Origin of the sequence: Paenibacillus sp. 32O-W, from assembly GCF_007679495.1 — a bacterium.
Lineage (GTDB): Bacteria > Bacillota > Bacilli > Paenibacillales > NBRC-103111 > Paenibacillus_L > Paenibacillus_L residui.
The window spans coordinates 1-23,912 of sequence record NZ_VEGP01000013.1 but is presented as its reverse complement, the minus strand read 5'-3'; the positions used below and the strand labels follow the sequence as shown (position 1 = coordinate 23,912).

Genomic DNA, 23,912 nt, shown 5'->3' with positions numbered 1-23,912 from the left:
ATGAACTTTCATACAGTAACTCCTTTGTCTGACACTGATTTTCTTTCTATAATTTCGGTCTGGATTTTGATAGTAAGCTGCTTCTCTTTCGAACGGTTCACACGCTTCATCAGCAGCTCAACGGCCGAACGGGCCAACCGTCCCGTATCTTGCCGAACCGTAGTCAACGGAACCGGCGTCAACGCCGACAGCTTGATGTCGGAAAATCCGACGATCGATAGCCGCTCCGGCACCGGGACGCTCATGTGAAGCGCTGTAAACAAAGTGGAAATCGCCACATGATCGTCCCCGCACATGACCGCTGTCATCAGCGGATTGCTGCCAATGAACTGTGCCTGTTCCGGATCCATTTCGTTGACGCGGCTTGGGTCGCAGGGCACGCTGCGGAAATGGATATATTGGTTTTTGACCGGTATCCCGTGATCGAGCAGCGCCTGAATATACCCCTGATAGCGTTCCTCCCGGCTTGTTATGTTCTCTATCGCGTTGGAGGTATACCCGATTTCCCGATGACCTTTAGCGATCAGATACTGTGCCATCTCGTACGAGCCCCGAAAATGGTCGTGATAGACGCAATCGATCTGCACCTCGCGAAAGATGCGGTCGATGATGACGATCGGAATCCGCTCCAGCTTCATTTTGAGCACCTGGTCGCTGCAAGTTTTGCGGCCCTGAGGGAACAAAATCATGCCATCGACACCCCTGTCGACGAGTCTCTGCAAATAACGGTCTTCGTCGTCCTTATCCTTGCTGAATTTCAGAATAAGGTCGCAGTCATGCTTCAGCACCTCATTTTCGACAGCCGTAATAATTCTGGAAGTGTAGTCGGACATGTGGGGTAAGATGAGCGCGATCTGTTTGCTTGATTTCCGCTCGGCGCTAGCCGGCGACTGCTGCTTAGAGCCTTCGCCAACGCTGACTCCTCCTTCCCGATTTCCGGCAAGGAACGTACCTCTTCTTGGCAGTCGGTAGACCAGACCTTGCTCCGCCAACCGTTCCAATGCCAGCTTGCTCGTCATTCGGCTGACACCAAACAGCTTCGCAAGCTCTCCTTCCGAAGGGACGGGATCATGCGGTTGAAGCTTGCGGCTTTCAATGATGGCCAGCACCTTGTCTGCTACTTGTAAATACAATTGTTGTTTTGTACTTTTGGACGAAGAAATGGGTTTCATCTCGAGACATTCCTCTTTTTTGTCATACTGGCAGACCGGCGCATGATCTTTAATGATCCGGCTCGATCTAACATGAACTTACTATATGTCACTGACACATTCAATGACATATTAAGTTAAGCTTGTGTAAATTTTTTATGAGAAATTTTCCATATCAGTAGTATGCATAGCGTTCCGTTTCATTGATATCAACCGACCAATCCAACCTCAGATCCGGCAGTTCTAATGTGATAAAAAAAGAAGCAGAGCTTCAATCCGCTCCGCTTCTGCATCTGTTTCTGCTTAAGCTTCCGTATTCATCAATGGGTATAGGCCGAAACATTCTCCATATCGACAGCCTCATGTAAGGCGGCATTGAGGCCGCTGGCGATGATATGGGCGATATCTTCGATAAATTGATCGATTTCCTTGGGAGTGACTAACAGATCATGTCCGAGCGGAGCGAGAACCTCCTTCACCAGCTGCAGCCGCTCCTGTTCCTGCAGTTGGTCCAGCATGCCGAGAATTTGCCCGGTCTGATCCGTCAACCGGTGGAAATGGCTGGCCATAAGATCAATGCTGTTATTGACTATCGTTGAAGCATATACTACAGTCGGAACGCCTATGGCGATAACGGGAACCCCGAGGATCTCCTCCGTCAAACCCTTCCGCTTGTTTCCAATCCCCGATCCCGGATGTATTCCGGTGTCGGCAATTTGGATGGTCGTATTTACTCGCTCCAATGACCTTGAAGCCAGCGCATCGATCGCGATCACGAGGTCCGGCTTAGTCATCTCTACAATCCCTTTAACAATTTCGCTGCTCTCAATGCCGGTTATCCCGAGCACTCCCGGAGCCACCGCGCTTACCTGACGGTAACCCGGACTCACTTGATCCGGAATCAGCTCGAAATAGTGGCGCGTCACCAAACAATTCTCAACCACAAGCGGCCCTAGAGAGTCCGGCGTTACGTTCCAGTTGCCCAACCCGATAATGAGCACCTTATGCTCCTTTGTCACGCCGATTTCTTGGAGAAAAGCCGCAAACTCCTGAGCAAGCTTCGTTGTAACGCGGTTTTGCAGGTCACTATCCTTTTCCCTCAGCTTAGGTACTTCAATTGTTATATATTGACCGGGAAGCTTGCCGATGGCCTGGCCGGCTTCGGGAGATGCTACCTTGATTTTAGTAATGCGGATACCTTCGTGCTCATCCGTTTCCGACTCCAGGCCCGGAATATTATCGCCAAGCTCATTGGCGGCCATTTCCTTTGCTTCCAACGCTAGATCGGTTCTAACCGAATAGGCGCTTAAATCCATTCTCTCGAATCTCCCTTCAAAGCATCTGTTGGCTGTCCAATTTTTCCTATTGTGTCTTAAACTTGATTCTATTATGCAGCGGCACGTTCGCTATTGATTTTTGCCCGGCACCGTGATAAAATATTGAAAGTTGTCAAGAAACTTGGGTGAACCACTTGATCGAACTGGTTTTCTGGAACTAGGAGGTGAACGCAATGCCAAATATTAAATCCGCTATTAAACGGGTTAAAACGAACGAAAAGCGTCGTTTGCAGAACGCTTCCCAAAAGTCCGCACTCCGTACGGCAGTGAAAGCTTTTGAGCAAGCAGCTAACAGCAACAACGTGGAGAACGCTCAACAAACCCTGAAGGTTGCCATTAAAAAATTAGACAAGGCAGTAACCAAAGGCCTGATTCATAAAAATGCAGCCAACCGCAAGAAATCTCGCCTGGCGAAAAAGTTTAACGAAATCAGTGCGCAAGCTTAATGCGTAACCGCTTCTTAAGAAGCAGCTTACCTTAATAAAACGAGCAAAGTCCAAAGACTTCTTAATCGAAGCCCTTTGGACTTTTTTAAAATATAAGTATAGGTTTTCATCTATCCCTGTTCTTCTATTTCATCGGTAAACGCGCCCGTCCTAAGGACGGCGATAGCCGTTTATCCTTGATAGATGAGCCGGCGGTCGGCATGCCTCTGATCGTTGCAGGGGCATGCGTTGGGCAGTCCTCCCACCCTGCCCATATCCTTGTTGCCCGCTAGACGGTCATATTCAGTAGCAGAAGCTCCAGTCCGAAGCTCTTATCGATTTGACCGCTCTTCATCTGATAATCCAGATCCGCAAGCCTGGACAGGATCCGGTTAAGCCGGTTGACATCATATTTCCTCGCTTGCTCCGCCGCCAGTTTAACCGCATAAGGATGAGCCCCGACAGCTCCGGCAATCTGCTGATGAGAATAACCGGTCTGAACCAGCTCCTTCACCTGGGCGATCAATCTGTACTGCCGCGCCATTAAAGCGACAATCTTGATCGGCTCTTCTTTCTGCTTATATAAATCCTGCAGAATCTCCAGAGCTTTCCCCGTATTCATCTTGACCAATTCGTCAATCAGAATGAAGACGTTCTGCTCCGTCGTCCGGGCCACCATCTGCTCCACCAGGTCTGCCGTCACTTCTCCCCCGCTGCCCACGTACAGCGACAGCTTGTCCAGCTCCATGGCGAGACTCTGCAAATCCGTGCCGCCGTACAGCAAGAACTTCTCCAAGGCACCGGAACCGAAGGTCATTCCGAGACGATTGGCTCTGCGTGCTGCCCAATCAGCCAGCTCCTCGGCCGTCAAGGTCTGAAACGCCAGCAGGCATTTGCGTTCCTTGAGAGCTTTGACGAGCTTCTTCCTCTCGTCCAGCTTCTCGGCGTCGACAATCAGGATAAGGACGGTATAATCGACAGGATTTTTCAAATACTCGGTCAGCCGCTCCAATCGGTGCTCCACCTTGGAGTTCTCTTTCGCCCCGGTCAGAAATTGGGCATTCTCCGCGATGATCACTTTCTTAGGTACGAGAAACGGGACCGTCTCCGAATCGTCGAGAACTACATCCAGCGGAGTTTCGTTAAGATCATAGCGGGTCACCGCAAACTCTTCATGCTCGGGCTCCACCAGCTTCCCCAGCATGAACCGGATGAATTCGCGGCGCCGGAACGCTTCGGGGCCGTAGCAAACATAAACGGGCATCAGCTTGCCCTGTTCAATCTCCTTGACTATCGATCTGTAATCCATGCTCCCACCTCAAAGTTCATCATAACAGCAACAAAGGGAAGACGTCAAAATCCATGGATTTTGCGTCTTCCCTTTGTCCCAATGGACTGCTGTGTATATAAACACCTGGGTGAAGGCTCTAGAAACCTTCCCCCGGGCGGCCTAACCGCATCAGGTCCAATCCGGATACCGTTTTTTACTATACTATATGTCCACCGGTCGCTCCTTGTGCGCAAAATGGGCTAATTTTTTGCTTCGGTTTGTTCGAGGATATCTACAGTATAGCTGGTCGTTCCCGACTCTGATTCGACTTCGTAAATCAACTGGCGATCATCCAGCCATTTCACCAGACGCAGTTGATCTTCCGGCTTCCACTCACGGACCGATTTGAACAGCAGATTGCCCTCCGTATCCTTCACGGTTACTCTCCGGTCCTCAATCACCGCAACAGAGCTTCCATCGGGGGAAGGAAGCTTCTCCGTCTCCGCTCCCATAGACATGCTGCCAAAGCTGTATTGGCCGGCATCCGCTTCGCTCGCTTCACCCGCTAATGACTTCTCGACGATAGGAGCCTGCTCCGTAGAATCGGACAGCTCATCCCGCTCCGCTTCCGCCGGAGGCGTATCCTGACCGTAAGATGACTTTTCCTTCATCTCCTGAATCCCGTCTTGACTTGTCAGGTTATTCGGAACTTGTTGGCTGGCCGCAAAATCCGGTCCTTCCGGTTGATCCATCTTCGGTTCAGGCTCCGCAGGCGGGTTATCCCGCGGCAGCTTGGCAGCCGGGTCATTCTTCTCCTGCTGCTGATTCCGCATCCCGGTAATGCTCCGCTCCTGCAGCCCTATCTCGGGTTCTTCCTCCAACTTATTCTGTTGACTGGTATCCGTATCGGGAGAAGGCGTCTCTGCCGGAGCAGGCCCGATCTCCTTCGATAGATCGCCCATAACCGGTGATTGGTGACCTTCGCTCTCTTGTTGTTGTGATGAAGAACTCGTACCGGCATCAGATTCAGATTGGGCAGGAAGATGATACGTGCGGCTCGCTTCCTCCCTAAGCGGTAAATCGGCGCGCTGAGTGCCGGTCTCGGGCAGGTCAAAGATATAAATTCCCAGGGCAATTCCCGCCGCGGCAACTCCGCTAACCGCGGTCCACAGCAGCCTTCGAGGTCTCTTCCCTGTTGTACGGGGCTTCGCTGAAATCTCGGGGCGGCCGTGCAGCCCGGGTTCCGCCTGTTGGGGATTCGCTGCCGGCTCCAACTCCATAAGCTTGGGCAGGATGGAATCGACAATACCAATTGGGGGCGTAACCTCCGGAAGAGACTCCAGCCCGGCGGACAATTTCTCGAGCATCTTCAATTGCGCCGCGCAGCTTTCACACTGTTCGGTATGGGTAAACAGCTTGATCTCTTCTTCCGGCGACAAATCCGAATCCAGATGTCTCTGCAGCAGTTCTTCCACCTCATGGCATTTCATCCTCGAACACCCCCTTTCTGATATTCTTGGAGGTAAATTTGAAGCTGCTTTCTGGCCCTGAACAAATAAGATTTAACCGTATTAATGGGCAAATCAAGGGATTCGGCTATTTCGTTATAAGAAAAATGCTGTAAATAACGCAGCACCACCACTGTGCGATGATGTTCCGGCAGCTTGTTGATCGCTTCTTGGATATCCTTCGCTACATATTGGGATACAACCTCATCTTCAACGTTATCCGCTGCATGGAAGTCCAATTCGTGCTCGTCAATGGATACCGCTGGCCTGGCTTTTCGGAACTTATCCATGCAAAGATTGGTTACAATCCGCTGGACCCATGTTTTGAAAAGCGCCTTTTCCTCATATGTGTGAATTTTCGTATAAATTCTAATTAGAGCTTCCTGCGAAGCATCCAAGGCGTCCTCCTGGTTGCCTAAAATATAGTAGGCCGTTCGGTAAACATGAGTTTCTATTTCGCGCAAAAGAGTTATCAGAGCGTCGCGATCGCCCGCTTGAGCAGCTTGGATCAATTCTGGCGATACCAAGTCTGGGATCCCCCTCCCTTGCATACATATAGACGGCGTGCCGCCGCAAAATGTTGCATTCTACGAAAACTAATTATCCGGCATGCTAGTTTATTCATTATGGACCTATATAGAATACCAGATTTAAGGGAGACATCCTATAGTCTTCGGCCATCTGGCAGTGATATTTTGGAAGAAAGGAAGATTGACCCCTATAGGCGGCCATGTTACGATTAGTAAAGTTGTTCCATTTTGGGAAAATAGTTTTAGCCCATTGAACATTACTCAAACTGTGGGAGGTTCAACTTAATGAAACTGTTAACTTTCAGGCTTGATGGGGAGTATCGTTTAGGAGTAAAGACAGAGGCAGGGGTCATCGACGTGCAGGCGGCAGCCGCTCATAGCGGTTATAATGATAACAAGCTTCCCGCCACAATTATGGATGCGATTACATGGGGCGAGGATGCGGTCAGCGCTATATCGAAGCTAATCGAGACCGTCGCTTCCAAGGGTGAAGACCAGCCCTACCTGCTGGACGAGAGCAAGCTGGAATTTGGTCCCTGTGTCACTCACCCTAACAAAATTATTTGTGTAGGCTTGAACTACCGCAAGCATGCGGAAGAGACGAATGCGCCTATCCCGAAATATCCTATCTTATTTAATAAGTTTAATAATACGCTGACCGGACATGGTCATGATGTCACACTGCCTAAGGTAAGCACGAAGGTGGATTACGAAGCCGAGCTTGTCATCGTCATCGGCAAGAAGACGAAGGATGTTTCCAAGGAGCAGGCTTTGTCCCATGTATTCGGCTACTGCAATGTCAACGATTTGTCGGCTCGCGATCTGCAGCTCCGTACCCCCCAGTGGCTCCTGGGCAAAACATGCGACGGCTTCAGTCCGCTCGGCCCTTACCTGGTCACTTCCGATGAAGTCGGAAATCCGAATGATTTGAAAATCGAATGCTATGTTAACGGAGAAGTGCGTCAAAGCTCCAATACGGCAGATATGATTTTCCATTGTGACGAGATCGTCAGCTATATCTCCCAATATATGACGCTGGAGCCCGGAGACATTATTCTGACCGGAACTCCGGAAGGTGTCGTGCTCGGTTATCCGGAAGACAAGCAGGTTTATCTGCAGGATGGCGATACAGTCACTATTCAAATCGAGAAACTGGGTCAATTGACCAACCGTATGGTCGCCGAAAAGCACTGATTCTCATCGGTTTTCGGTCATTTTAGGCAAAATGGAGAGCTTCTCCAAATTGTACCGAGCGTAAGCCAATTACCGAAGCGGGTAACGATGAAAGAGTAAGAGCGAGTGTTAGTGGAAATTTGTCCGCTAGCCTCGCTCTTTTTTAGAATCCATTTGATGCTTTGTCGGTTAAGAACAGCCGATTCGCCTGATTTTGTCCGAATAGGACTTTATGATTTCGTTTAAACAAGTTCACTTGGAGCCCTGCATATACCTTTCGTATCCCGAGCGGTAGATCCTCATATATTCGTCCAGCCCCATCTGCTTCAAAGTGCTGACATAACTATCCCATTCGCTGAAGGAAACCGAGCCGTTAATGAATCTGGCTACCATTTCATCCACATAGGGATGAATGTCCGCACTCAGAATCGACATTCTCTCCGTTTCCTCCTGGGTATAGGTGAATGGCGGCCATATTTCCTTGACTACGTATGGCCTCACTCTTTCTGCCGCCTCTATCGACTCGGGCAGGCTTTCCGAGCCTTTAAAGTACTTTTTGGTAACAAAGCCCGGATAGCTGCCTCCCAGCCAAACGACATATTTGCTGAGCTCCTGCTCGAATGTCCTGCCGCTCTTGTTGTTAAGAATCGAGTCGGTGTAGACCACTTCACCGTCCGGAGTTTCAACGTAGGACTCTCCTTCTATGCCCATGAAGAACATTTTGCTGCCCTCATCGCCGAAGAAATAATCGATCCAACGAACCGTTGCTTCCGGATAGGGATTGCGATCTGTGATGACGAACGCGCCCACATGGATCAAAGGAGTCTTGACGTGGGAGTACAGGCGGTCGCCATGAGGGCCCTCCAGCACGGGAAGCCCTACGTATCCGGTCTGGTTCATTAAGGTGAAGGGAGAGGGAACCAGCAGCGAACCGTAGACCCCTCTTGTACCATTAGCATATAACGCGCTGCTTTTGACGGTGAAAATATCTTTCTCCAACAGCCCTTCCGCATAGAGCTTGTGAACATACTGCAGCAATTCTTTATAACGCGGATCGGCAGGGATAAAGCGAAGCTCGTTCGTTTCCGGATCCATATCCACCCTGGAATGGCCCATCCCCCGGTTTCCCAGCCCCCAGGCTCCCTTAAGGTGATTGAGGAGAGCACTCGTGCCGACAGATCCGTAAGGAATTTCATCCGCCTTGCCATTGCCGTTCAGGTCCGTCTCTTTAACCGCCTTCAAATACTGATAAAACTCCTCCGTCGTTTCCGGCGGTTCCATGCCCAGCTTGTCCAGCCAATCCGCCTTGACCCACAATGGATAACCGATCAGCATGGACATAAAATCGGGATCATAGAAGGAAGGAAACGAATATATATTTCCATCCGCCATCGTCAGCCCTTTGCGAATTTCCGGATATTTCTCCAGCAGCCGCTTGAAATTGGGGGCGTATTCGTCAATCAGATCATTCAAGCGGATGAAAACCCCTTGCTGACCATACCGGAGCAGATCGGCCGAGCTCAGACGGGACGTCATGAACGCATCCGGATAGTCCCCGTCCGCCAATACCAGATTTCTCCTCGAAGATAACTGGTCGAACGGAACCATCTGAAATTGCGTATGAATTTGCGTCATTCTCTCATATTCTTGCCAGATTCTTACCTGATTCCAATCGGGGTGAGAGGTAGGAGATTTACCTGCAAAAATATGCAAAGTAATCGGCTCTTTAACAATAGGCATGCCTGTAAGGTTAACCAGATCCGCTCCAGTCATGCCCGACCGGTCACCCGCCTTATCCCGCGGCTTCGAATCATTATCGCACGAGAGAAGGACTCCGGACAGCAGAACTGTTATGGCCAGCCCCGCCGCATATCTTTGTTTTGTCATACCATCTCGTCCTCCCCGATTGCTGTCTTTCAACGGATGTCTGTTTATTTATTGTATCTTTCGTAGGCTTGTTTGTACACTCGCATGTATTCTTCCAGCCCCATCTTCTCAACGGTCTTGACATAGTTATCCCATTCACTGAATGGCATGGAACCGTTGATGAATTTCGCTTCCGCTTCATTGACGTAGGAAGTGATATCCTTACCGATCGAAGACATGAATTCGGTTTCTTCCTCCGTATAGTTGAAGTTGTTCCAAATCTCCGGCACTCTGTGAGGCTCGGCTTTCTCGCCAGTGGCTATGGATTCGGGAAGGGTTTCCGAACCTTTGAAATATTGCTCCTTGACATATCCGGGATAGCTGCCGCCCAGCCAGGTAAAATATTTCGCCAGCGCCTGGTCATAGGTCAGGCCATTCGGATTGTTTGTAATCTCGTCAACGTACTCCAGCTTGCCATCGGCCGTCTCTTTATAAGTGACATCCTTCTGTCCCATGAAGTAGAATCGGGCTCCTTCTTCGCCGAAGAAATGATCCATCCAGCGGACCGTTGCTTCCGGATGCTTGTTCTTATCGGTAATGGCAAAAGCTCCGATATGAACCATAGGGACTTTAATATGAGTGTACATCTGGTCTCCATGCGGCCCTTTAAGAGCACCCAGTCCGACATAACCGTCCTGGTTCATTAATGTTTTCGGATTGGGCATAATGGTGGAGCCGAATGTCCCTTCTCCCCCTTTGGCATACAGATTGCTTGACTTGATAGTGAAAATTTCACTGTCAATCAGCCCTTCCTGATAAAGCTTATTCACATATTCCAGCAATTCCTTGTACTTCGGATCCGTCTTGATGAACCGGAGCTCATTCGTTTCCGGATCGACATCCACAAATTTATGGCCTAAACCGCGATTCCCCAGGCCCCAGGCCCCTTTGAGATGATCGAGCAAAGGCCCGATACCCGCACCGCTGAATGGAATTTCATCCGCTTGTCCGTTACCGTTTAAATCCGTTTCCTTAACGGCCTTCAAGTATTGATAGAACTCCTCGGTCGTTTGCGGCTCGGACATATTTAATTTTTCCAGCCACTCCTGCTTGATCCACAGCGGAGTTCCAATCAGCATCGGCAGAAAATCCGGGTCGTAGAAGGACGGGAAGGAATAAATGTTGCCGTCCGGCATCGTCAGTCCTTTCCTCAGATCCGGATAGGTGTCCAGCAGCTTCTTGAAATTCGGAGCATATTCGTCGATCAGGTCATTCAATTTAATGAAAACCCCTTGCTGACCGTACCTCATCAAATCGGCCGAGCCTAACCGGGCGGAATAGAAAGCATCGGGATAATCTCCGCCGGCCAGGATCAGATTTCTCTTTTCCGTCAGGCTGTCAAACGGGATCAGGTCGAATTTGATTTTCATATTGGACATTTTCTCATATTCGCTCCATACGAGCGTCTCTTCAAACTTATTGCCGTTAGTGGCCGATTTACCGGTAAAGAACGTCAGCTCAATGGGCTCATTGACAATGGGAAAGCCCGTTTTGTTCAGATTGGCGACTTCCGCGCCTCCCTCTGCACCTTTATTTCCGGCGTTCCCGCCGTTATCATTGCCTCCACAGCCTGACAATAAGCCGGCGCCGAGAGACGCGGTCAGCGCTACTGAAGTCCATTTACTCCATTTGTTCATGTTAGTTTCCTCCCTTTTTTATGTTTGAATCTTGGGTTGTATCCCCGGCATTAAAGCCTCGCATCCTTGCCAGCCCTAGCGCCGGTGATCTATGAATAATCCCGCAAAGTGACGTATGGCCTTCGAAGAGCATTCGTCTGCATCCTGATAAGGTCGGCGTCCAGCTTTCCTCTAAGCGCGCTCGCTCCTCTTGGCTTGGCTTCGAATAAGTTTTATACGGCACTTTACGGAAAGCCCAATCCGGGTCAGCCTTTAATGGCCCCAATCATAACTCCTTTGACAAAATACTTCTGCAAGAAAGGATACAGCAGCAGAATCGGAAGATTGGCCACAATAACAATCGCGTATTTGATCGCCTCCGCATCCATCAGGCTGTTGGATAACGAATCCGCACTGATATCGAGCATTTCCTGCATCTGCCCCTGTACCAGAATCTCCCGGAGGAAGAGCTGCAGCGGATATTTGGCGCGATCGGTCAAGTAGATCAAAGCCGTGAAATACGAATTCCAGTGTCCGACGCTGTAGAACAGAATCATGACCGCTATGATCGGCATAGACAAGGGCAGAACGATGCGCGTCAGAATCTGCATGTTTGTGCATCCGTCAATGGAAGCCGCCTCCTGCATCTCGTAAGGAATCCCGTTCTGGAAAAACGTTCTCATGATCAGAATGTTCCAAACCGAGACGGCTCCGGGAATAACCATAACCCAGAAGGAGTTGAGCATGCCCAGGTTTTTGATCAGCAGGTAAGTAGGAATCATTCCTCCGCTGAAGAACATCGTGAAGACGATCATGGCCGTGAACGTATTGCGCAGCATAAAGTCTTTGCGGGACAAAGGATATGCCGCCGCGACCGTCATCACCAAATTGATGGCGGTTCCAATGACGGTGTAGAGAATGGTGTTCCAATACCCCATCAGGATTTCCTTGTTCGCGAACACGCGCTTGTAGCCTACCCAGGTCAGATCCTTGGGCCATAGCCATACTTCTCCCCGCATAACGGCTCCCGGGCTGCTGATAGAAGCGATTACGACAAAGAAAAGAGGATAAAGGACAATGATCGATATAATAATGAGAAGAGAATAATTAATGATGTTAAATATCCGGTCCTGTGTTGTCTCTACCATCTGGCTGCCTCCCTACCAAAGACTCGTCTCATTGACCTTCCGGGCAATGAAGTTGACTGTAATCAGCATTATGAAATTGATAACGGAATTGAACAATCCGACCGCTGCCGAGAAGCTGTACTGCGCTCCGAGAATACCGCTGCGGTAAACATGCGTCGATATAACGTCGGATGCCGGCATATTCAAGTCGTTCTGCATCAAGAAGACCTTCTCGAAGCCGACGCTGAGGACGGAACCCATGTTCAGAATGAGCAAAATCACGATGGTGGGCATAATTCCCGGAATATTGATGTGCCATATTCTCTGCAGCCGACTGGCGCCGTCCACCCGGGCCGCTTCATGCAATTGCGGATCGATCCCCGACAATGCGGCCAGATAAATAATCGAGCTCCAGCCCATATGCTGCCATACGCCGGAAAACACATAAATCGTCTTAAACCAGCCCGGCTGGGTCATAAAGGAAATCGGATCTCCGCCGAACGCTTTAATTATTTGGTTAACGAGCCCGCTTTGCGGAGACAGGAAAATAAGAACCATTCCGACTATGACGACGGTTGATAGAAAGTGTGGAGCATACGTAACCGTTTGCACGAACCTCCGATAAGTTTTCGACCGAACCTCATTAATCATTAAGGCCAGAAGGATCGGCACGGGAAAACCGACAGCCAGCTCGTACAATCCGATTCCCAAGGTGTTCTTGATCAACCGCCAGAAGTAATAGCTGTCAAAGAAACGCTCAAAATGCTTGAAACCTACCCAAGGACTCCCCCAAATTCCTTTAGTCGCGATAAAATCTTTGAAAGCAATCTGCACGCCGTACATCGGGAAATACTGGAAAACGGCAAAATAAATGATGACGGGCAGAAATAAAACATATAAGCTCCAGTTTCTTCTTAAATTTTTTAGGACTTGTGAAGCGAATGATTTTTTGGTACGGTTGGTCGTGTTCATTCGTAGTGATGCTTGTTCCAAATTGCGATTCACCTGCTTTCGTAGTTTTGCGGAGCTGCCGATAAGCCCGATCATAAGTGAAACAGGGTTAAAATTGAATTTACACTTTATTAGATTCCTTGATTTTTTTTAGATTCCAATGGAAAGGCAGGGTTATAAAAAACGGCTAAACTCCGCCATTTTACGCGAAAAAACAGCAAATAGCCCCACAAATGACGCATACCGTTCGAAGCTTATTCCATGCTCACCCTGAACGATACCGGCCATTAACAGGGCAGCGTGTAAACCATCCTATTATCGCGGTCGCTCTTCTTGATTTGCTTCGAAAAAGGATAATATAGTACTTGCGGGGAGCCGGGAAGGACTGAAAAAGTTTAAAAACAAAAAAACGGGCGCTGACCGCGACCCGAAAGAATAGCAAAACAGATTAAATGTATGTTTCGGTTATCGATGAAGGGGGACCATTCCGTTGTTGTGGTTACAGAGAAAAAATTCTTTATTTGTTAAAATCTTCTTCAGCTTTCTAATCGTTATCATTCTGCTGTCTTCTTTTAACTTGCTTTCTTTCACCTTTTTCAGAACGACCATCCAGAAGGAAATTATTCAATACAACCAGTTGATTCTGCAAAACGCGGCAGAACGGTACGGAGTTCACTTCTCCCGTTTGAAAACGCTCTTATTTGACCTTTATCATAATGACAAGCTTGCTGCCTTCAACCGCCAGCTACTGACCAAAAATGAACTGGAGATCAATTATTTGCTCACGGGCGATATTATGAAAAGCTTGCGGTCCGATGTCTATAATCCGCTTCATTATTTGGATAATATTATCATCTTCTTTCATTCCAACGGGTACGCCATTGAGAAAGAAGGCAGCAGCGATGCCGAGGAGCTCTTCTCGAGCTTCTATGCCAGCAGCCGATATCCGTATTCGTTCTGGCTGCAGCAATTTGACCGGCAGGAAAATTATAAAATCTATCCCGCTTCGGAATTCCGAATTCACTCTTCGAACGATTCCGGCACCCGTGAGATGATTCCGCTTTCTTTATTAATTCCGGGAAGCAATTATCAAATCGTCGCTTTAATAGAAGTAGAGAAACTTCTTCAGGCGTTCCATGGCGAGCATAAAAACGCCCATTTCATTATATTGAACGAAGAAGAGGACGTGATCTACAGCTCGTCCGGCACGGTGCCCGAATCAATGCCGTCCGCGGCGGACATCACAGATTACAAGCTGGCGGACCAATATTATTATTTTAAAGAACAGGACGAGGGGACCAAGCTGACGTTCCTGTCCGTCGTCCCCTATTCGAACATTGCGGCACAGGTGCGCAAGCTGAACTTCGTGCTGGCTTTGATGCTGGCTGTATCGGTCGCAATCGGAATGGTCGTCTCGTTCTTCCTGAGCAAAAAGATCAATTCTCCGGTCAAACAAATCATATCGTCCATTATGGAACGGAATCCGGACAAGCTGCAGAGCAGCATCCAGGAATTCGCATTCATTAATCAAAAGGTGCACGATTTGATCAAGGAGAAGGAAGTAATCGAGAATGAACTCGTTCATAACCAGTCCTTCTTGACGAGTTACAACTATATCAACAAGCTGAAAATGATTAATTCGGATTTAAATGAGTGGAAGGAATTTATGGCCGCTGAAGAGGAATTTACGATCGTCCTCTATCAATTGGTCTTCCGTTCTGCATCTTTTGCGGAGAGCGATATGAAGCCGGACAAAGCGGCCAACTATATTCAGGAGCATATCCGGTTAATGATGTCCAAGCGCCTGCCGGGATCTCATACGTTCCAAATCGAGAAGGATCAGATCCTGACCGTGTTAAGCGGGAAGCACAAGCCCGAGGAACTGAGGGAAATGCTGGAGCTGCTTAAGCAGATTCTCGACAGGGACAAAACCTACTGCTTCGCGTTCATCGCCGTCAGCTCCACTTATGACCGCACCTCCCAGTTCAACGAGGCCTATCAAGAGGTGCTGACCTTGGTCAGACAAGCGGAGCTGTTGGATGAAACCCAATTGCTGTACGAACCGAAGCCGCCGAGCCGACCGTTCGTTCTGACGCCCTCTCAGGAGCAGGAGCTGTACAATCACCTGCAGGAAGGCAACGAAAGCGCTTGTCTGGCCATCATTAACCGAATGCTCGACACGATGTTCAAGAAACAGGCGGCAGTGCATCAGTACAGCCAATTGGCTGAAAGCATCGCGGCCAAGACATTGCTGATCCTGGATACCTATCATCTCGATTCCGACAAGACGGAGGATTTGGACCATTTCTTATCCAAGCCGAGGGATTGCCATACTCTCGAAGAATATAAGGAGTATTTCCGCCAATTTATATCTGCGGTAGCCTCGATTGTCCAATCGAAGAAAGAGCAGCAAGATCCGATTATCGACTATATTATGGAGTGGCTGTCCACGAAGTACAGCGAAGACATTTCCCTGGATATGCTCGCCGACAAGCTGAACATGTCCAGCGCCTATCTATCGGTTTATATTAAAGAGAAGACCGGGATCAATTTCATTGATCATATGAACGGCATCCGGATGCAGAAGGCCAAGGAGCTGCTGGCGAGTACGGCGTTAACCGTAACGGAAATCAGCCAGCAAATCGGCTATCGCAATGTCACTTCCTTCAACCGGATGTTCAAAAAATGGACGGGAACCTCCCCCACGGAGTTCCGGAAAAATCAAGCCTTGCTCTCGGAGGACCTGGATGCGTCCTCTATGGATTGAACTGATTATATGCGTTAGGCGGTTGAAATTTTATTGCCGGAGCATCCGCCTGATGCCTTTCTGATAGGAAGCAGGATAGCTAACTGGATTTCAGAGGCTGTCTATTAACTGTGGACAGTTTTCTAACTTGCTTCTCAAATGCCCTCAGATCGATTTTCTTTTCGACAAGAGATTTACCTGCATTAAAAATCCGTATAAGAGGGCGATTTAGAGGCGATTTTGTAATTAATAAAATGTGTCCACATTAAATCGACAGCCTCTTTCATGCAGCTAGTTTGCCCTATTTGAGCGAAAAACGAAAACTAACGGGAAAACCAAGGCTGTCGATTCATTGTGGGAATGGTATTACAACAGGATGTTGTACTAGTGAAAAGTCCAACAGCGAAAATGTAACGGAACTGGGAGACCCTATTTCGTCAAAATAGGCCGTTTTTTTAAACTAACGGAACCAGACGCGCTTATTTCATAGAATTATCCTACTTTCGCGAGCATTTCTAGGGAATAAGGTCATCTGGTTCCGTTAAAATGACCGAAAGGCCCTTTTGGAGCGATTAAGGTCATCTGGTTCCGTTAAAACCAAAACCGTGCAGGAGTTTCGCATGAATAGCAGGCCGCTTTCCTTCTCCTCCTCACGATAATAATCATGCAGCAATCCTGCGGTCATCGCGATTTCACGATCCGCAGCCAGCTCGTCCGACATCTCCACTGCCAGTTCCATTACCCGAACCGCATGGAAAAAATCATGTCCTGTGGAATCGCGCTTCATTTTATCCCAAACAGTCCGCACTACCGGCTCAAACCATTCCGGCAAGGGGATTTGAATAAAGGGAATGTTACTTTTGATTGGACTCACTCCTTATTTCCAATTAGCCTTTTTTTCATTTTTTACCACACTTTAATGTATTGTGATATCAAGCCATCTGTTAAATTTCTTCTTCATTTTTCTCGCACACATTTCCTTCAAAGGGACACTTGTTTCTCAGAAAGATTATAACAAATAAGATGCCATCATAATTCCACCCTAGACTGTAACCTTGCAATAATATCAGCATGCATCAATTATAAAAGTAGTTCCAGCAAGGCAGCAGATCTTAGACTTAATAAAGATAGTTCTAAAAAAGCACCGAAACATTATTAAGTTTAATGGAGTCTATATAAATGAGGCTTGCTGAACCGGGCCGTAGAGGAGAGCTATATGGAAAAGGATTGCATCTCATTCGTTGAACCAACCGGTAAGATGAAACGGAAGTTGATCCTGATTAAAACTGGACGGAGTCAATAAGTACGCCTTGAACGATTGAATTTTTTCTATTTCTAACAGAGAACAAATTACAATGTATCCGCCTTACTAAAGTAATCTTTAGAAGAAAATAATCATTCCAGGGGCCACGCTGCGGTTAAATGAACCTTAATTTTACAGTCAATCGAATATCATAGGTTGTGTCGTAAGACTAAAGAGAAATTACCTTTTGCTAAGCTTTGTGCTTTTATTGCCCGTTCGAGTATAGTTACTTTCAGCTAGCCCTAGATAGAATTTTGATAATTAAAAAATAATTTTATTGAGGGAGGAGGATTTCCATGAAAAAATTTTGGATCGGTATCGCTTGTGCCGGGGTTGTTTCTCTAGGAGCATCAGTTGCTTATGCTTCTGATTATGTTCAAGCACTCTTATTTCCGGTTAAGATCGAATTTAATGGCCAAAACAAAGTTCTCGGTAATGATTACACTATATTGAACTATAATGGCCATGCTTATGTCCCCATTCGGTACATCGTAGAAAACATGGGCGGAGAAATAAGCTATGATGGGCAATTGAATCAAATATCCATAAAATATGCCGAAGATCAAAATCGCTTCTCTGAATTAAACTCGGTTAAACAAGAAGGATCTTTCTCTCTATCTCTTGCCTCGCAAAAAAAAGAATACACTCGTAATGAAGCCATAAATATATGGGCAGAGCTTATTTATTCGGGAAGTACAACAATAGAAGTTCAACATGCCAACCCTCTAATTGTCTACTATATCAAAGATGAAGTTGGAAATTACCGGGAAATGGCAACCTTGGATTCGAATACCACTGAATCTATTACACCCAATCAAAAATATAAAAAGAGCTTTCCTTCCGGATTAGTCTCGGCGTTCAACTACGATAAAAGCGGGCTAAAAGACTACAGAACCTTTTTGGAAAAATCCCCCGCTCCCGAATCATTAAGTCCCGGAAACTATGAGATTGGCGTCAAAGCAAGCTTTAGCTCTAACGGCATGAAGAAAGTGATAGATACTTCAATCCCTATTACGATAAAATAACACATTGTTCCTTTCATTCCCATCGGCACTCATTCGTTTACTGCAGCATCGTCCGGAAGCGGTAGCCTTGCTTGCGGATGATCATTTGCACCTCCCCTTGCAGGTCGGTTCGAAACAGATTTACGCCGCGGCTCTCCAGTCGGTCCACCACTACCGGGGAAGGGTGCCTATACGGGTTATTGACCCCGGCGGAAATGACCGCATGGCGAGGCTGCCAATAATCGAGCCACTGCTCGGTAGTGGATGTTTTGCTGCCGTGGTGCGCCACCTTCAGCACATCGACAGGCCTCAATCTCTCCTCCAGGGCAGCCCCGTCTATTCCGCTATGGGGGCCGAGACGGCTCTCCTTCAGCGAATGCAGAATGTCATATTCCCCCAGCTTCTCAACATCCCCGGTAAACAATACCCTCGCTTGATACATGTCCAGCATAAACACGACGGAATGTTCATTTTGCTCTGCGGAATAACTAACCCCCTCATCCTTCTTATGGTCAGGATAGAGAAGATACAGCGCTGAATATCGGTCCAGCGGAATGTTCTGCCCGGCTTCCGCCGCATGCATGGGAATATTTTTATCCAATGCCGTTTGGAATAATTTACGGGTGCCTTCATTATCCTTCAAGCTCCCGTTAAACAACAGACGGTCCACGGGGATTTGCTCAATGACCGCCTGCAGCCCGCCGATATGATCCGTATCCGCATGAGAAATGATCAGCCAATCCAGGCGATGAACTCCTCTTTGTTTAAGAAGCGGCACAACCAACCTCTCTCCGACCTCGTAAGGCCGCGATCTTTGCTTCCATTCTTCTCCCGGCTTGGAAAATCGCATCGTCCCCCCTCCATCGATCAGGATATGCCTGTGTTCCGGTGTACGAATAAGGATCGAATCCCCCTGGCCAACATCCAGAAATTGAATGACCCCTTCCCTCTTCCAAAAATCGGGGCTATAACCGTATAAAAGGAGGAGAAGCAGAACAGCGCAAAGCGCATAAAGTCTGCGCCTGTGAGATATTTCGGAGGTCCCCGGCTCGACGGTTAGCATCGGCCCATTCTCTTCCTTCTTCCTTTGCCGAATCCGGTTGGCCTGGACCACTATCGCTGCCCATAGCCCATAATACGCCAGCATCCACCCAATAGATGGGGAGGGCCAAATAAGATGAAACGACCTCCAGCCGTCCAGCCAATCGACCAGTTGAAAGCACAGTTCATTAATCCGTGCCGCTACCCATGCAGGCCATTGGCCAATCGAGCTCCACAAAGAACCGATGACGAGAGAGACAAATCCTAAAGGGATGACTGCCATGCTGACAACCGGAACAACAATAAAATTAGCCAGCCAGGATATAAGCGAAAATTGATTAAAATAGTAAACCGAGAGCGGGAAAGAAGCCGCTTGTGCCACCAAAGTCACCGAGAGCGTTCCGCTCAAGGCAGGGTAGCGGTTAGGAAGAAAGGCATTTAACCGAGGAACGCCGACAATAAGCCCGATCGTCACCAGAAAAGAAAGCTGAAAGCTGACATTGACCAGATAATAAGGGTTCCAAACGATCATCAGAAGTCCGACCAGACTGATCAAGCTGAGTCCGTCTTTAAGTTTGTTTGCTCTCGCGGCGTATAGCGCTATCATAGCCATAATGCCTGCCCGAACGACGGAGGGGGCCGAACCGGTCACAACAATATAGAAAGGAAGCAGAAGAATCGCGATCAGCAGCTTCGTCTCTCTGGTTAGTCGGAGCCAGCCAAGAACCGTTAGTATTGCGCCCGTAAAAACGGCCACATGCAGTCCTGATATAGCCAAAATATGAGTCAGCCCAAGCTGGGAAAATTGCTGGAATTGTTCCGGATCCAGATCCTCGCGAAGCCCGACCAGCATCCCTTTCATATAACCGGCTTGCTTGTCCGGAAATAGCCCGTCCAATACACCGGCCAGACGGGCCCGGAACTGATCGTTCCAGCGGAGAACCGTCATGACGTCCCAATGCTTGCTATCCGTTACAACTATCCGTTCCGTCCCCTTCTCCGTTATCTGCCAATGAATATGCTGAAACCGCATATAACTGCGGTAATCAAAGCCGCCGAAATTTCTTGCTCCTGACGGCAGAAGCAGCTTTCCGGCCAGCTTGATTTCATCCCCTCTGCTCCATTGAGAGGCTATAACCTGCTCCGATGGCTTCACGAGCCGAATCGATACCTGCATTTTCTCCCGAAGGTGCGGCATTGGACTTAACGTATCCGAAGCCTCCTGCGAATTAAGCGGAGATAAAGGGGATATTTCCCGAACCTTAACCGTGAAGGAGGCGCGGTCACCGTCAACGGTCACAGGAGAAATAATTTGGCCGGATATATTCACTTCCGCATCTGCCCATTCTTCTCCCAAGGAGGAATGGTTCCGCTCATCGTACCATTGAATATAACTGAAGGAAGTAAACAGCACCAGGATCAGGGAAAGCGGTTTGCGCGCCGGTATTTTGAGCAGCCACAAACTTGCGGTTAACGCTGCCGCCAACAAGGCGGCTATTAATGGAATGCCTATATGCTCAAGCTGAAGGGCGGCCGCTCCACCAATGACCCAAAGACAAGCAACGGTAAGCAGCGGTCTGCTGTATACCAACTGCACCAAAATGCTCCCCCCTTTCATAACCCCACAAAGTGACATGTGACCTTCGAAGCGTATTCCGTCCCCACTCCAACGGAGTCGGCGTCTAAACCTTCCTCTAAACGCGGTCGCTCTTCATGACTTTACTTCGATAAAGGTTTATACAATACTTTGCGGGGAGCCCCGGAACTTATAAAATTATCAAAAAAGAAGAACCTCTCTTCGCTTAGCGCGATAAAAGAGGTTCTTCCTCATTTATATACTTTTATAGGAATTCATTCTGAACGGCTTCTTAACATCCGCAGGTCCGGCACAACTAAATCGTAGGCCGACAGATTCGTCAATCTGTAACGTTCATAACGGTATCCGCGGGAGGCTCATAACGTTCCAGAGTGCGGATTACAATTCCCCTTGCTTGCATTAATTCCATTACTTTATCTGCGTCCTTAGGATAGGGACGGTGATAGACAATTTCCTTAATCCCGCTATTCGCGAGCATGTTGGAACACGTCCAGCAGGGCTGATCGGTAACATAAACCGTAGAGCCTTCACGGTCCGTCCGATCGGTGAAGAGCAGCAAATTCTGTTCGGCGTGAATCGTCCGAATACATCTTTGCTTCTTGACCATCCGCTCTTCGCCGTCAACGTTAGTCATCTCATACTCCTCAACAAGCATACAGCCCGCTTCCGAGCAATCCGGTACTCCCATCGGTGCACCGTTGTAAGCCGTCCCCAACAGCTTCTTGCCTTGAACAAGCACAGCTCCAACGTGCCGGCGGGGACACTGGGATCGAGTAGAGGCCATGTAAGCAATATCCATGAAGTAGGTATCCCAATCTTTACGAGTGCTCATCGTCTGCTCCTACTTCTGGCTGGCCTGGATCGCTTGTTCCAAATCATGCAGAATATCGGCAATCGCTTCTGTACCGATCGAAAGCCGAATCATTCCGGGAGCTACACCGGCCGAACGCTGCTCTTCCTCAGAAAGCTGCTGGTGAGTTGTGCTTGCCGGATGAATAATCAGCGACTTCGAATCTCCAACATTCGCCAGATGGGAAAACAGCTTGACATGGTTGATCACCTTGCGTCCGGCTTCCAGTCCTCCCTTGATCCCGAAGGTCATAATCGCTCCCTGACCCTTCGGCAAATATTTCTGTGCCAGCGAATAGGAGGGGTGGCTTGGCAGCCCGGGATAGTTGACCCATTCAACAGACGGATGCGCCTCCAAATATTTGGCAACTTCAAGTGCGTTGCTGCTGTGACGCTCCATCCGCAAGTGGAGGGTCTCCAGTCCTTGCAGCAGCAGGAACGAGTTAAATGGAGAAATGGCGGCTCCCATATCACGCAGCAATTGAACACGGGCCTTGATAATATAAGCCATCGGGCCAACCGCGTCCGTATAAATTACACCGTGGTAGCTCGGATCCGGTTCAACCAATCCCGGGAATTTGCCGCTCGCTTTCCAATCAAACTTGCCGCCGTCCACGATAACGCCTCCGATGGATGTTCCGTGTCCGCCGATGAACTTGGTCGCGGAATGAACCACGATATCGGCTCCATGCTCAATCGGACGCAGCAAGTAAGGGCTCGGGAACGTATTGTCGACAATAAGAGGAATCCCGTTCTCGTGCGCGATTTTGGCAACGGCTTCTATATCCAGAATGTCGCCCTTCGGATTCCCGATCGATTCGGCAAACACCGCCTTAGTCTTGGGAGTGATGGCCTTGCGGAAATTTTCGGGATCGGAAGAATCCACGAATTTGACGTCAATTCCGATTTTAGATAACGTTGTCGAAAACAGATTATAAGTTCCGCCATACAAACTGGATGAGGATACGATTTCATCGCCGGAGCCGGCAATATTAAGAATGGCGTAAGTAATGGCGGCCTGACCGGAGGCTGTCGCCAAAGCGCCCACTCCGCCCTCCAAAGCGGCCACACGCTTCTCGAACACGTCCGTAGTCGGATTCATGAGGCGGGTATAAATGTTGCCGAATTCCTTAAGGGCAAACAAATCAGCCGCATGATCGGTATCGCGGAAACCGTAGGATGTCGTTTGATAAAGCGGTACAGCCCTGGACAGTGTTGTCGGATCGATCTCCTGACCGGCGTGAATCGCCAAAGTTTCCAGTGCTAATTGACGTTCTTCTGACATTTCAATGAATTCCTCCCTTTTTAGTAGCCTAATCCTATATTCTCACAATTTATACAAAAATAAAAGAGATTTCCCTACAAATCCTTCTTTATAAATGTTAGGCCGGGCGGAAGGATAATGGCTCCATCAAGAGGCGCCGGGATAAGGGCTCACCGTAATCAGATCTTTCAGCTTCTCGAAGGTTTTCTGTCCGATCCCTTTCACTTCCATAAGATCGTTAATGGATTTAAACCCTTGGTTCTGCTGGCGGTACGTTACGATAGCGTTAGCCTTGCTCGGACCTATTCCCGGCAAAGCCGTTAACTCCGTAACGGAAGCCGTGTTGATATCAATCAAGGACGAGTCCGCGGAAACCGCCGATGGCTGATGCGTAGACCCCGGATTTACATCATTAGGGGGCGGGTTACCCGCATTCGGAGCTTGAGCAGCTGAGGTTCCATTAGAATCTTCAACGGCTGCCACCTGCGAATCAGAATCGCTCGTCATCCCGTCAGGCTTGCCTGTAGTATCCGGGGCGGCAGAGGGATTCGGAGCTTGGCTGCCTCCTTCTCCGCCCGAGTTCAACGATTGGCCTTCATCTGCAGAACCCGCCCAATCCGAGGCCAGCAAAGACTTCACTTCATCATTGACTGAGCTGAAGGGTTCCCATTCCCCGGCATCATACAATCTCGTAAACAATAAAAATCCAAGCAAGGCAACGGGCATCAATGAAAAAAACCAGATCCCTTTCGTTCCGAACCATCTGTCCATAGTTATCGCTACCTCCAGTACTGTAAATCAGACTTGCCCGCTGAATGACAAGCCCTTCGCAAGATTGGATACATGCTGCGAAAATGCAAAAACCGCCCTGGGATCCTGCTTAAAGCAAGATCCATCAGGGCGGTTCTTCCGCACATTTCCATTTATCTATTATTATATCACGCTTGGATAAAAAGACAATCCCCGGCTACGATTTCTCCGCCCAAACCGTATCAAATTCCCCTCCATTCCTCAATCTAAGCTTCTCGGAATTCACATTCCGTTGCAGACTCTAGCTTCCTAGCTAGGGTCTTCTATTGTTTCACCCCCAAACA

Annotated in this window: 18 protein-coding genes; 4 read left to right on the top strand and 14 right to left on the bottom strand. The window is 48.6% G+C overall.

The window, feature by feature from the left end; genetic code table 11:
- Window positions 1-8: 8 nt before the first annotated feature.
- Both FS806_RS07465 and gpr read right to left on the bottom strand, forming a co-directional pair.
- Complete coding sequence (locus FS806_RS07465; protein WP_144934062.1) at window positions 9-1,172, bottom strand: GntR family transcriptional regulator; 1,164 nt, start codon at window positions 1,170-1,172, stop codon at window positions 9-11.
- 299 nt (window positions 1,173-1,471) lie between these two features.
- A complete protein-coding gene (gene gpr, locus FS806_RS07460; RefSeq protein ID WP_144934060.1) occupies window positions 1,472-2,467 on the bottom strand; it encodes a GPR endopeptidase in 996 nt (331 codons plus the stop codon).
- A gap of 194 nt (window positions 2,468-2,661) precedes the next feature.
- Here gpr and rpsT point away from each other — a divergent pair, with 194 nt between their 5' ends.
- A complete protein-coding gene (gene rpsT, locus FS806_RS07455) occupies window positions 2,662-2,934 on the top strand; it encodes a 30S ribosomal protein S20 (protein WP_144934058.1) in 273 nt (90 codons plus the stop codon).
- 268 nt (window positions 2,935-3,202) lie between these two features.
- On the opposite strand, the gene holA is transcribed toward rpsT, so the two are convergent.
- The 3 genes from holA to FS806_RS07440 form a co-directional block, all read right to left on the bottom strand.
- A complete protein-coding gene (holA, locus tag FS806_RS07450; RefSeq protein WP_144934056.1) occupies window positions 3,203-4,222 on the bottom strand; it encodes a DNA polymerase III subunit delta in 1,020 nt (339 codons plus the stop codon).
- A 221-nt stretch (window positions 4,223-4,443) separates the two neighbouring features.
- The gene (locus FS806_RS07445) at window positions 4,444-5,673 is read right to left on the bottom strand and encodes an anti-sigma factor family protein (RefSeq protein WP_144934054.1); all 1,230 of its coding nucleotides are present in this window, start codon (window positions 5,671-5,673) and stop codon (window positions 4,444-4,446) included.
- Entirely contained in the window at window positions 5,670-6,218 is a 549-nt protein-coding gene (locus tag FS806_RS07440; RefSeq protein WP_144934052.1) for an RNA polymerase sigma factor, read from the bottom strand. Before FS806_RS07440 ends, FS806_RS07445 begins: the two co-directional genes overlap by 4 nt.
- A gap of 288 nt (window positions 6,219-6,506) precedes the next feature.
- On the opposite strand from FS806_RS07440, the gene FS806_RS07435 reads away from it, so the two are divergent.
- On the top strand, window positions 6,507-7,415 hold the full coding sequence (locus FS806_RS07435) for a fumarylacetoacetate hydrolase family protein (RefSeq protein WP_144934050.1): 909 nt from the start codon (window positions 6,507-6,509) through the stop codon (window positions 7,413-7,415).
- A gap of 231 nt (window positions 7,416-7,646) precedes the next feature.
- Here FS806_RS07435 and FS806_RS07430 read toward each other — a convergent pair whose 3' ends face one another.
- The 4 genes from FS806_RS07430 to FS806_RS07415 form a co-directional block, all read right to left on the bottom strand.
- Window positions 7,647-9,281: a type 2 periplasmic-binding domain-containing protein gene (locus tag FS806_RS07430; protein WP_144934048.1), complete on the bottom strand. Its 1,635-nt coding sequence runs from the start codon at window positions 9,279-9,281 to the stop codon at window positions 7,647-7,649.
- 44 nt (window positions 9,282-9,325) lie between these two features.
- A complete protein-coding gene (locus FS806_RS07425) occupies window positions 9,326-10,957 on the bottom strand; it encodes a type 2 periplasmic-binding domain-containing protein (RefSeq protein ID WP_144934046.1) in 1,632 nt (543 codons plus the stop codon).
- 245 nt (window positions 10,958-11,202) lie between these two features.
- Complete coding sequence (locus FS806_RS07420) at window positions 11,203-12,084, bottom strand: carbohydrate ABC transporter permease (protein WP_144934044.1); 882 nt, start codon at window positions 12,082-12,084, stop codon at window positions 11,203-11,205.
- Between the two features lie 12 nt (window positions 12,085-12,096).
- On the bottom strand, window positions 12,097-13,035 hold the full coding sequence (locus FS806_RS07415; protein WP_144934183.1) for an ABC transporter permease: 939 nt from the start codon (window positions 13,033-13,035) through the stop codon (window positions 12,097-12,099).
- A 469-nt stretch (window positions 13,036-13,504) separates the two neighbouring features.
- Here FS806_RS07415 and FS806_RS07410 point away from each other — a divergent pair, with 469 nt between their 5' ends.
- Window positions 13,505-15,781 carry a helix-turn-helix domain-containing protein gene (locus FS806_RS07410; RefSeq protein WP_144934042.1) on the top strand — a complete coding sequence of 759 codons (2,277 nt, stop codon included), beginning with the start codon at window positions 13,505-13,507 and terminating at the stop codon, window positions 15,779-15,781.
- A gap of 520 nt (window positions 15,782-16,301) precedes the next feature.
- Here the strand turns inward: FS806_RS07410 and FS806_RS07405 are convergent.
- The gene (locus FS806_RS07405) at window positions 16,302-16,634 is read right to left on the bottom strand and encodes an HD domain-containing protein (RefSeq protein ID WP_144934040.1); all 333 of its coding nucleotides are present in this window, start codon (window positions 16,632-16,634) and stop codon (window positions 16,302-16,304) included.
- A 725-nt stretch (window positions 16,635-17,359) separates the two neighbouring features.
- On the opposite strand from FS806_RS07405, the gene FS806_RS07400 reads away from it, so the two are divergent.
- Window positions 17,360-18,088 carry a stalk domain-containing protein gene (locus FS806_RS07400; RefSeq protein WP_144934038.1) on the top strand — a complete coding sequence of 243 codons (729 nt, stop codon included), beginning with the start codon at window positions 17,360-17,362 and terminating at the stop codon, window positions 18,086-18,088.
- Between the two features lie 37 nt (window positions 18,089-18,125).
- Here FS806_RS07400 and FS806_RS07395 read toward each other — a convergent pair whose 3' ends face one another.
- From FS806_RS07395 to FS806_RS26620, 4 genes are all read right to left on the bottom strand, one after another.
- Window positions 18,126-20,705, bottom strand: a complete 2,580-nt coding sequence (locus tag FS806_RS07395) for a DNA internalization-related competence protein ComEC/Rec2 (protein ID WP_260982025.1) — start codon at window positions 20,703-20,705, stop codon at window positions 18,126-18,128.
- Between the two features lie 319 nt (window positions 20,706-21,024).
- Entirely contained in the window at window positions 21,025-21,537 is a 513-nt protein-coding gene (locus tag FS806_RS07390) for a deoxycytidylate deaminase (RefSeq protein WP_144934034.1), read from the bottom strand.
- 9 nt (window positions 21,538-21,546) lie between these two features.
- Entirely contained in the window at window positions 21,547-22,839 is a 1,293-nt protein-coding gene (locus FS806_RS07385) for a homocysteine synthase (RefSeq protein ID WP_144934032.1), read from the bottom strand.
- 126 nt (window positions 22,840-22,965) lie between these two features.
- Window positions 22,966-23,589: a ComEA family DNA-binding protein gene (locus FS806_RS26620; protein ID WP_144934030.1), complete on the bottom strand. Its 624-nt coding sequence runs from the start codon at window positions 23,587-23,589 to the stop codon at window positions 22,966-22,968.
- Window positions 23,590-23,912: the final 323 nt, after the last annotated feature.

What these genes read in the sequence shown, in the direction of transcription:
- FS806_RS07445 (WP_144934054.1), bottom strand. Translation starts at nt 5,673, where the DNA reads ATGAAATGCCATGAGGTGGAAGAACTGCTGCAGAGACATCTGGATTCG.
- rpsT (WP_144934058.1), top strand. Translation starts at nt 2,662, where the DNA reads ATGCCAAATATTAAATCCGCTATTAAACGGGTTAAAACGAACGAAAAG.
- FS806_RS07425 (WP_144934046.1), bottom strand. Translation starts at nt 10,957, where the DNA reads ATGAACAAATGGAGTAAATGGACTTCAGTAGCGCTGACCGCGTCTCTC.
- holA (WP_144934056.1), bottom strand. Translation starts at nt 4,222, where the DNA reads ATGGATTACAGATCGATAGTCAAGGAGATTGAACAGGGCAAGCTGATG.
- FS806_RS07415 (WP_144934183.1), bottom strand. Translation starts at nt 13,035, where the DNA reads ATGAACACGACCAACCGTACCAAAAAATCATTCGCTTCACAAGTCCTA.
- FS806_RS07400 (WP_144934038.1), top strand. Translation starts at nt 17,360, where the DNA reads ATGAAAAAATTTTGGATCGGTATCGCTTGTGCCGGGGTTGTTTCTCTA.
- FS806_RS07390 (WP_144934034.1), bottom strand. Translation starts at nt 21,537, where the DNA reads ATGAGCACTCGTAAAGATTGGGATACCTACTTCATGGATATTGCTTAC.
- FS806_RS26620 (WP_144934030.1), bottom strand. Translation starts at nt 23,589, where the DNA reads ATGGACAGATGGTTCGGAACGAAAGGGATCTGGTTTTTTTCATTGATG.
- FS806_RS07435 (WP_144934050.1), top strand. Translation starts at nt 6,507, where the DNA reads ATGAAACTGTTAACTTTCAGGCTTGATGGGGAGTATCGTTTAGGAGTA.
- gpr (WP_144934060.1), bottom strand. Translation starts at nt 2,467, where the DNA reads ATGGATTTAAGCGCCTATTCGGTTAGAACCGATCTAGCGTTGGAAGCA.
- FS806_RS07465 (WP_144934062.1), bottom strand. Translation starts at nt 1,172, where the DNA reads ATGAAACCCATTTCTTCGTCCAAAAGTACAAAACAACAATTGTATTTA.
- FS806_RS07420 (WP_144934044.1), bottom strand. Translation starts at nt 12,084, where the DNA reads ATGGTAGAGACAACACAGGACCGGATATTTAACATCATTAATTATTCT.
- FS806_RS07385 (WP_144934032.1), bottom strand. Translation starts at nt 22,839, where the DNA reads ATGTCAGAAGAACGTCAATTAGCACTGGAAACTTTGGCGATTCACGCC.
- FS806_RS07430 (WP_144934048.1), bottom strand. Translation starts at nt 9,281, where the DNA reads ATGACAAAACAAAGATATGCGGCGGGGCTGGCCATAACAGTTCTGCTG.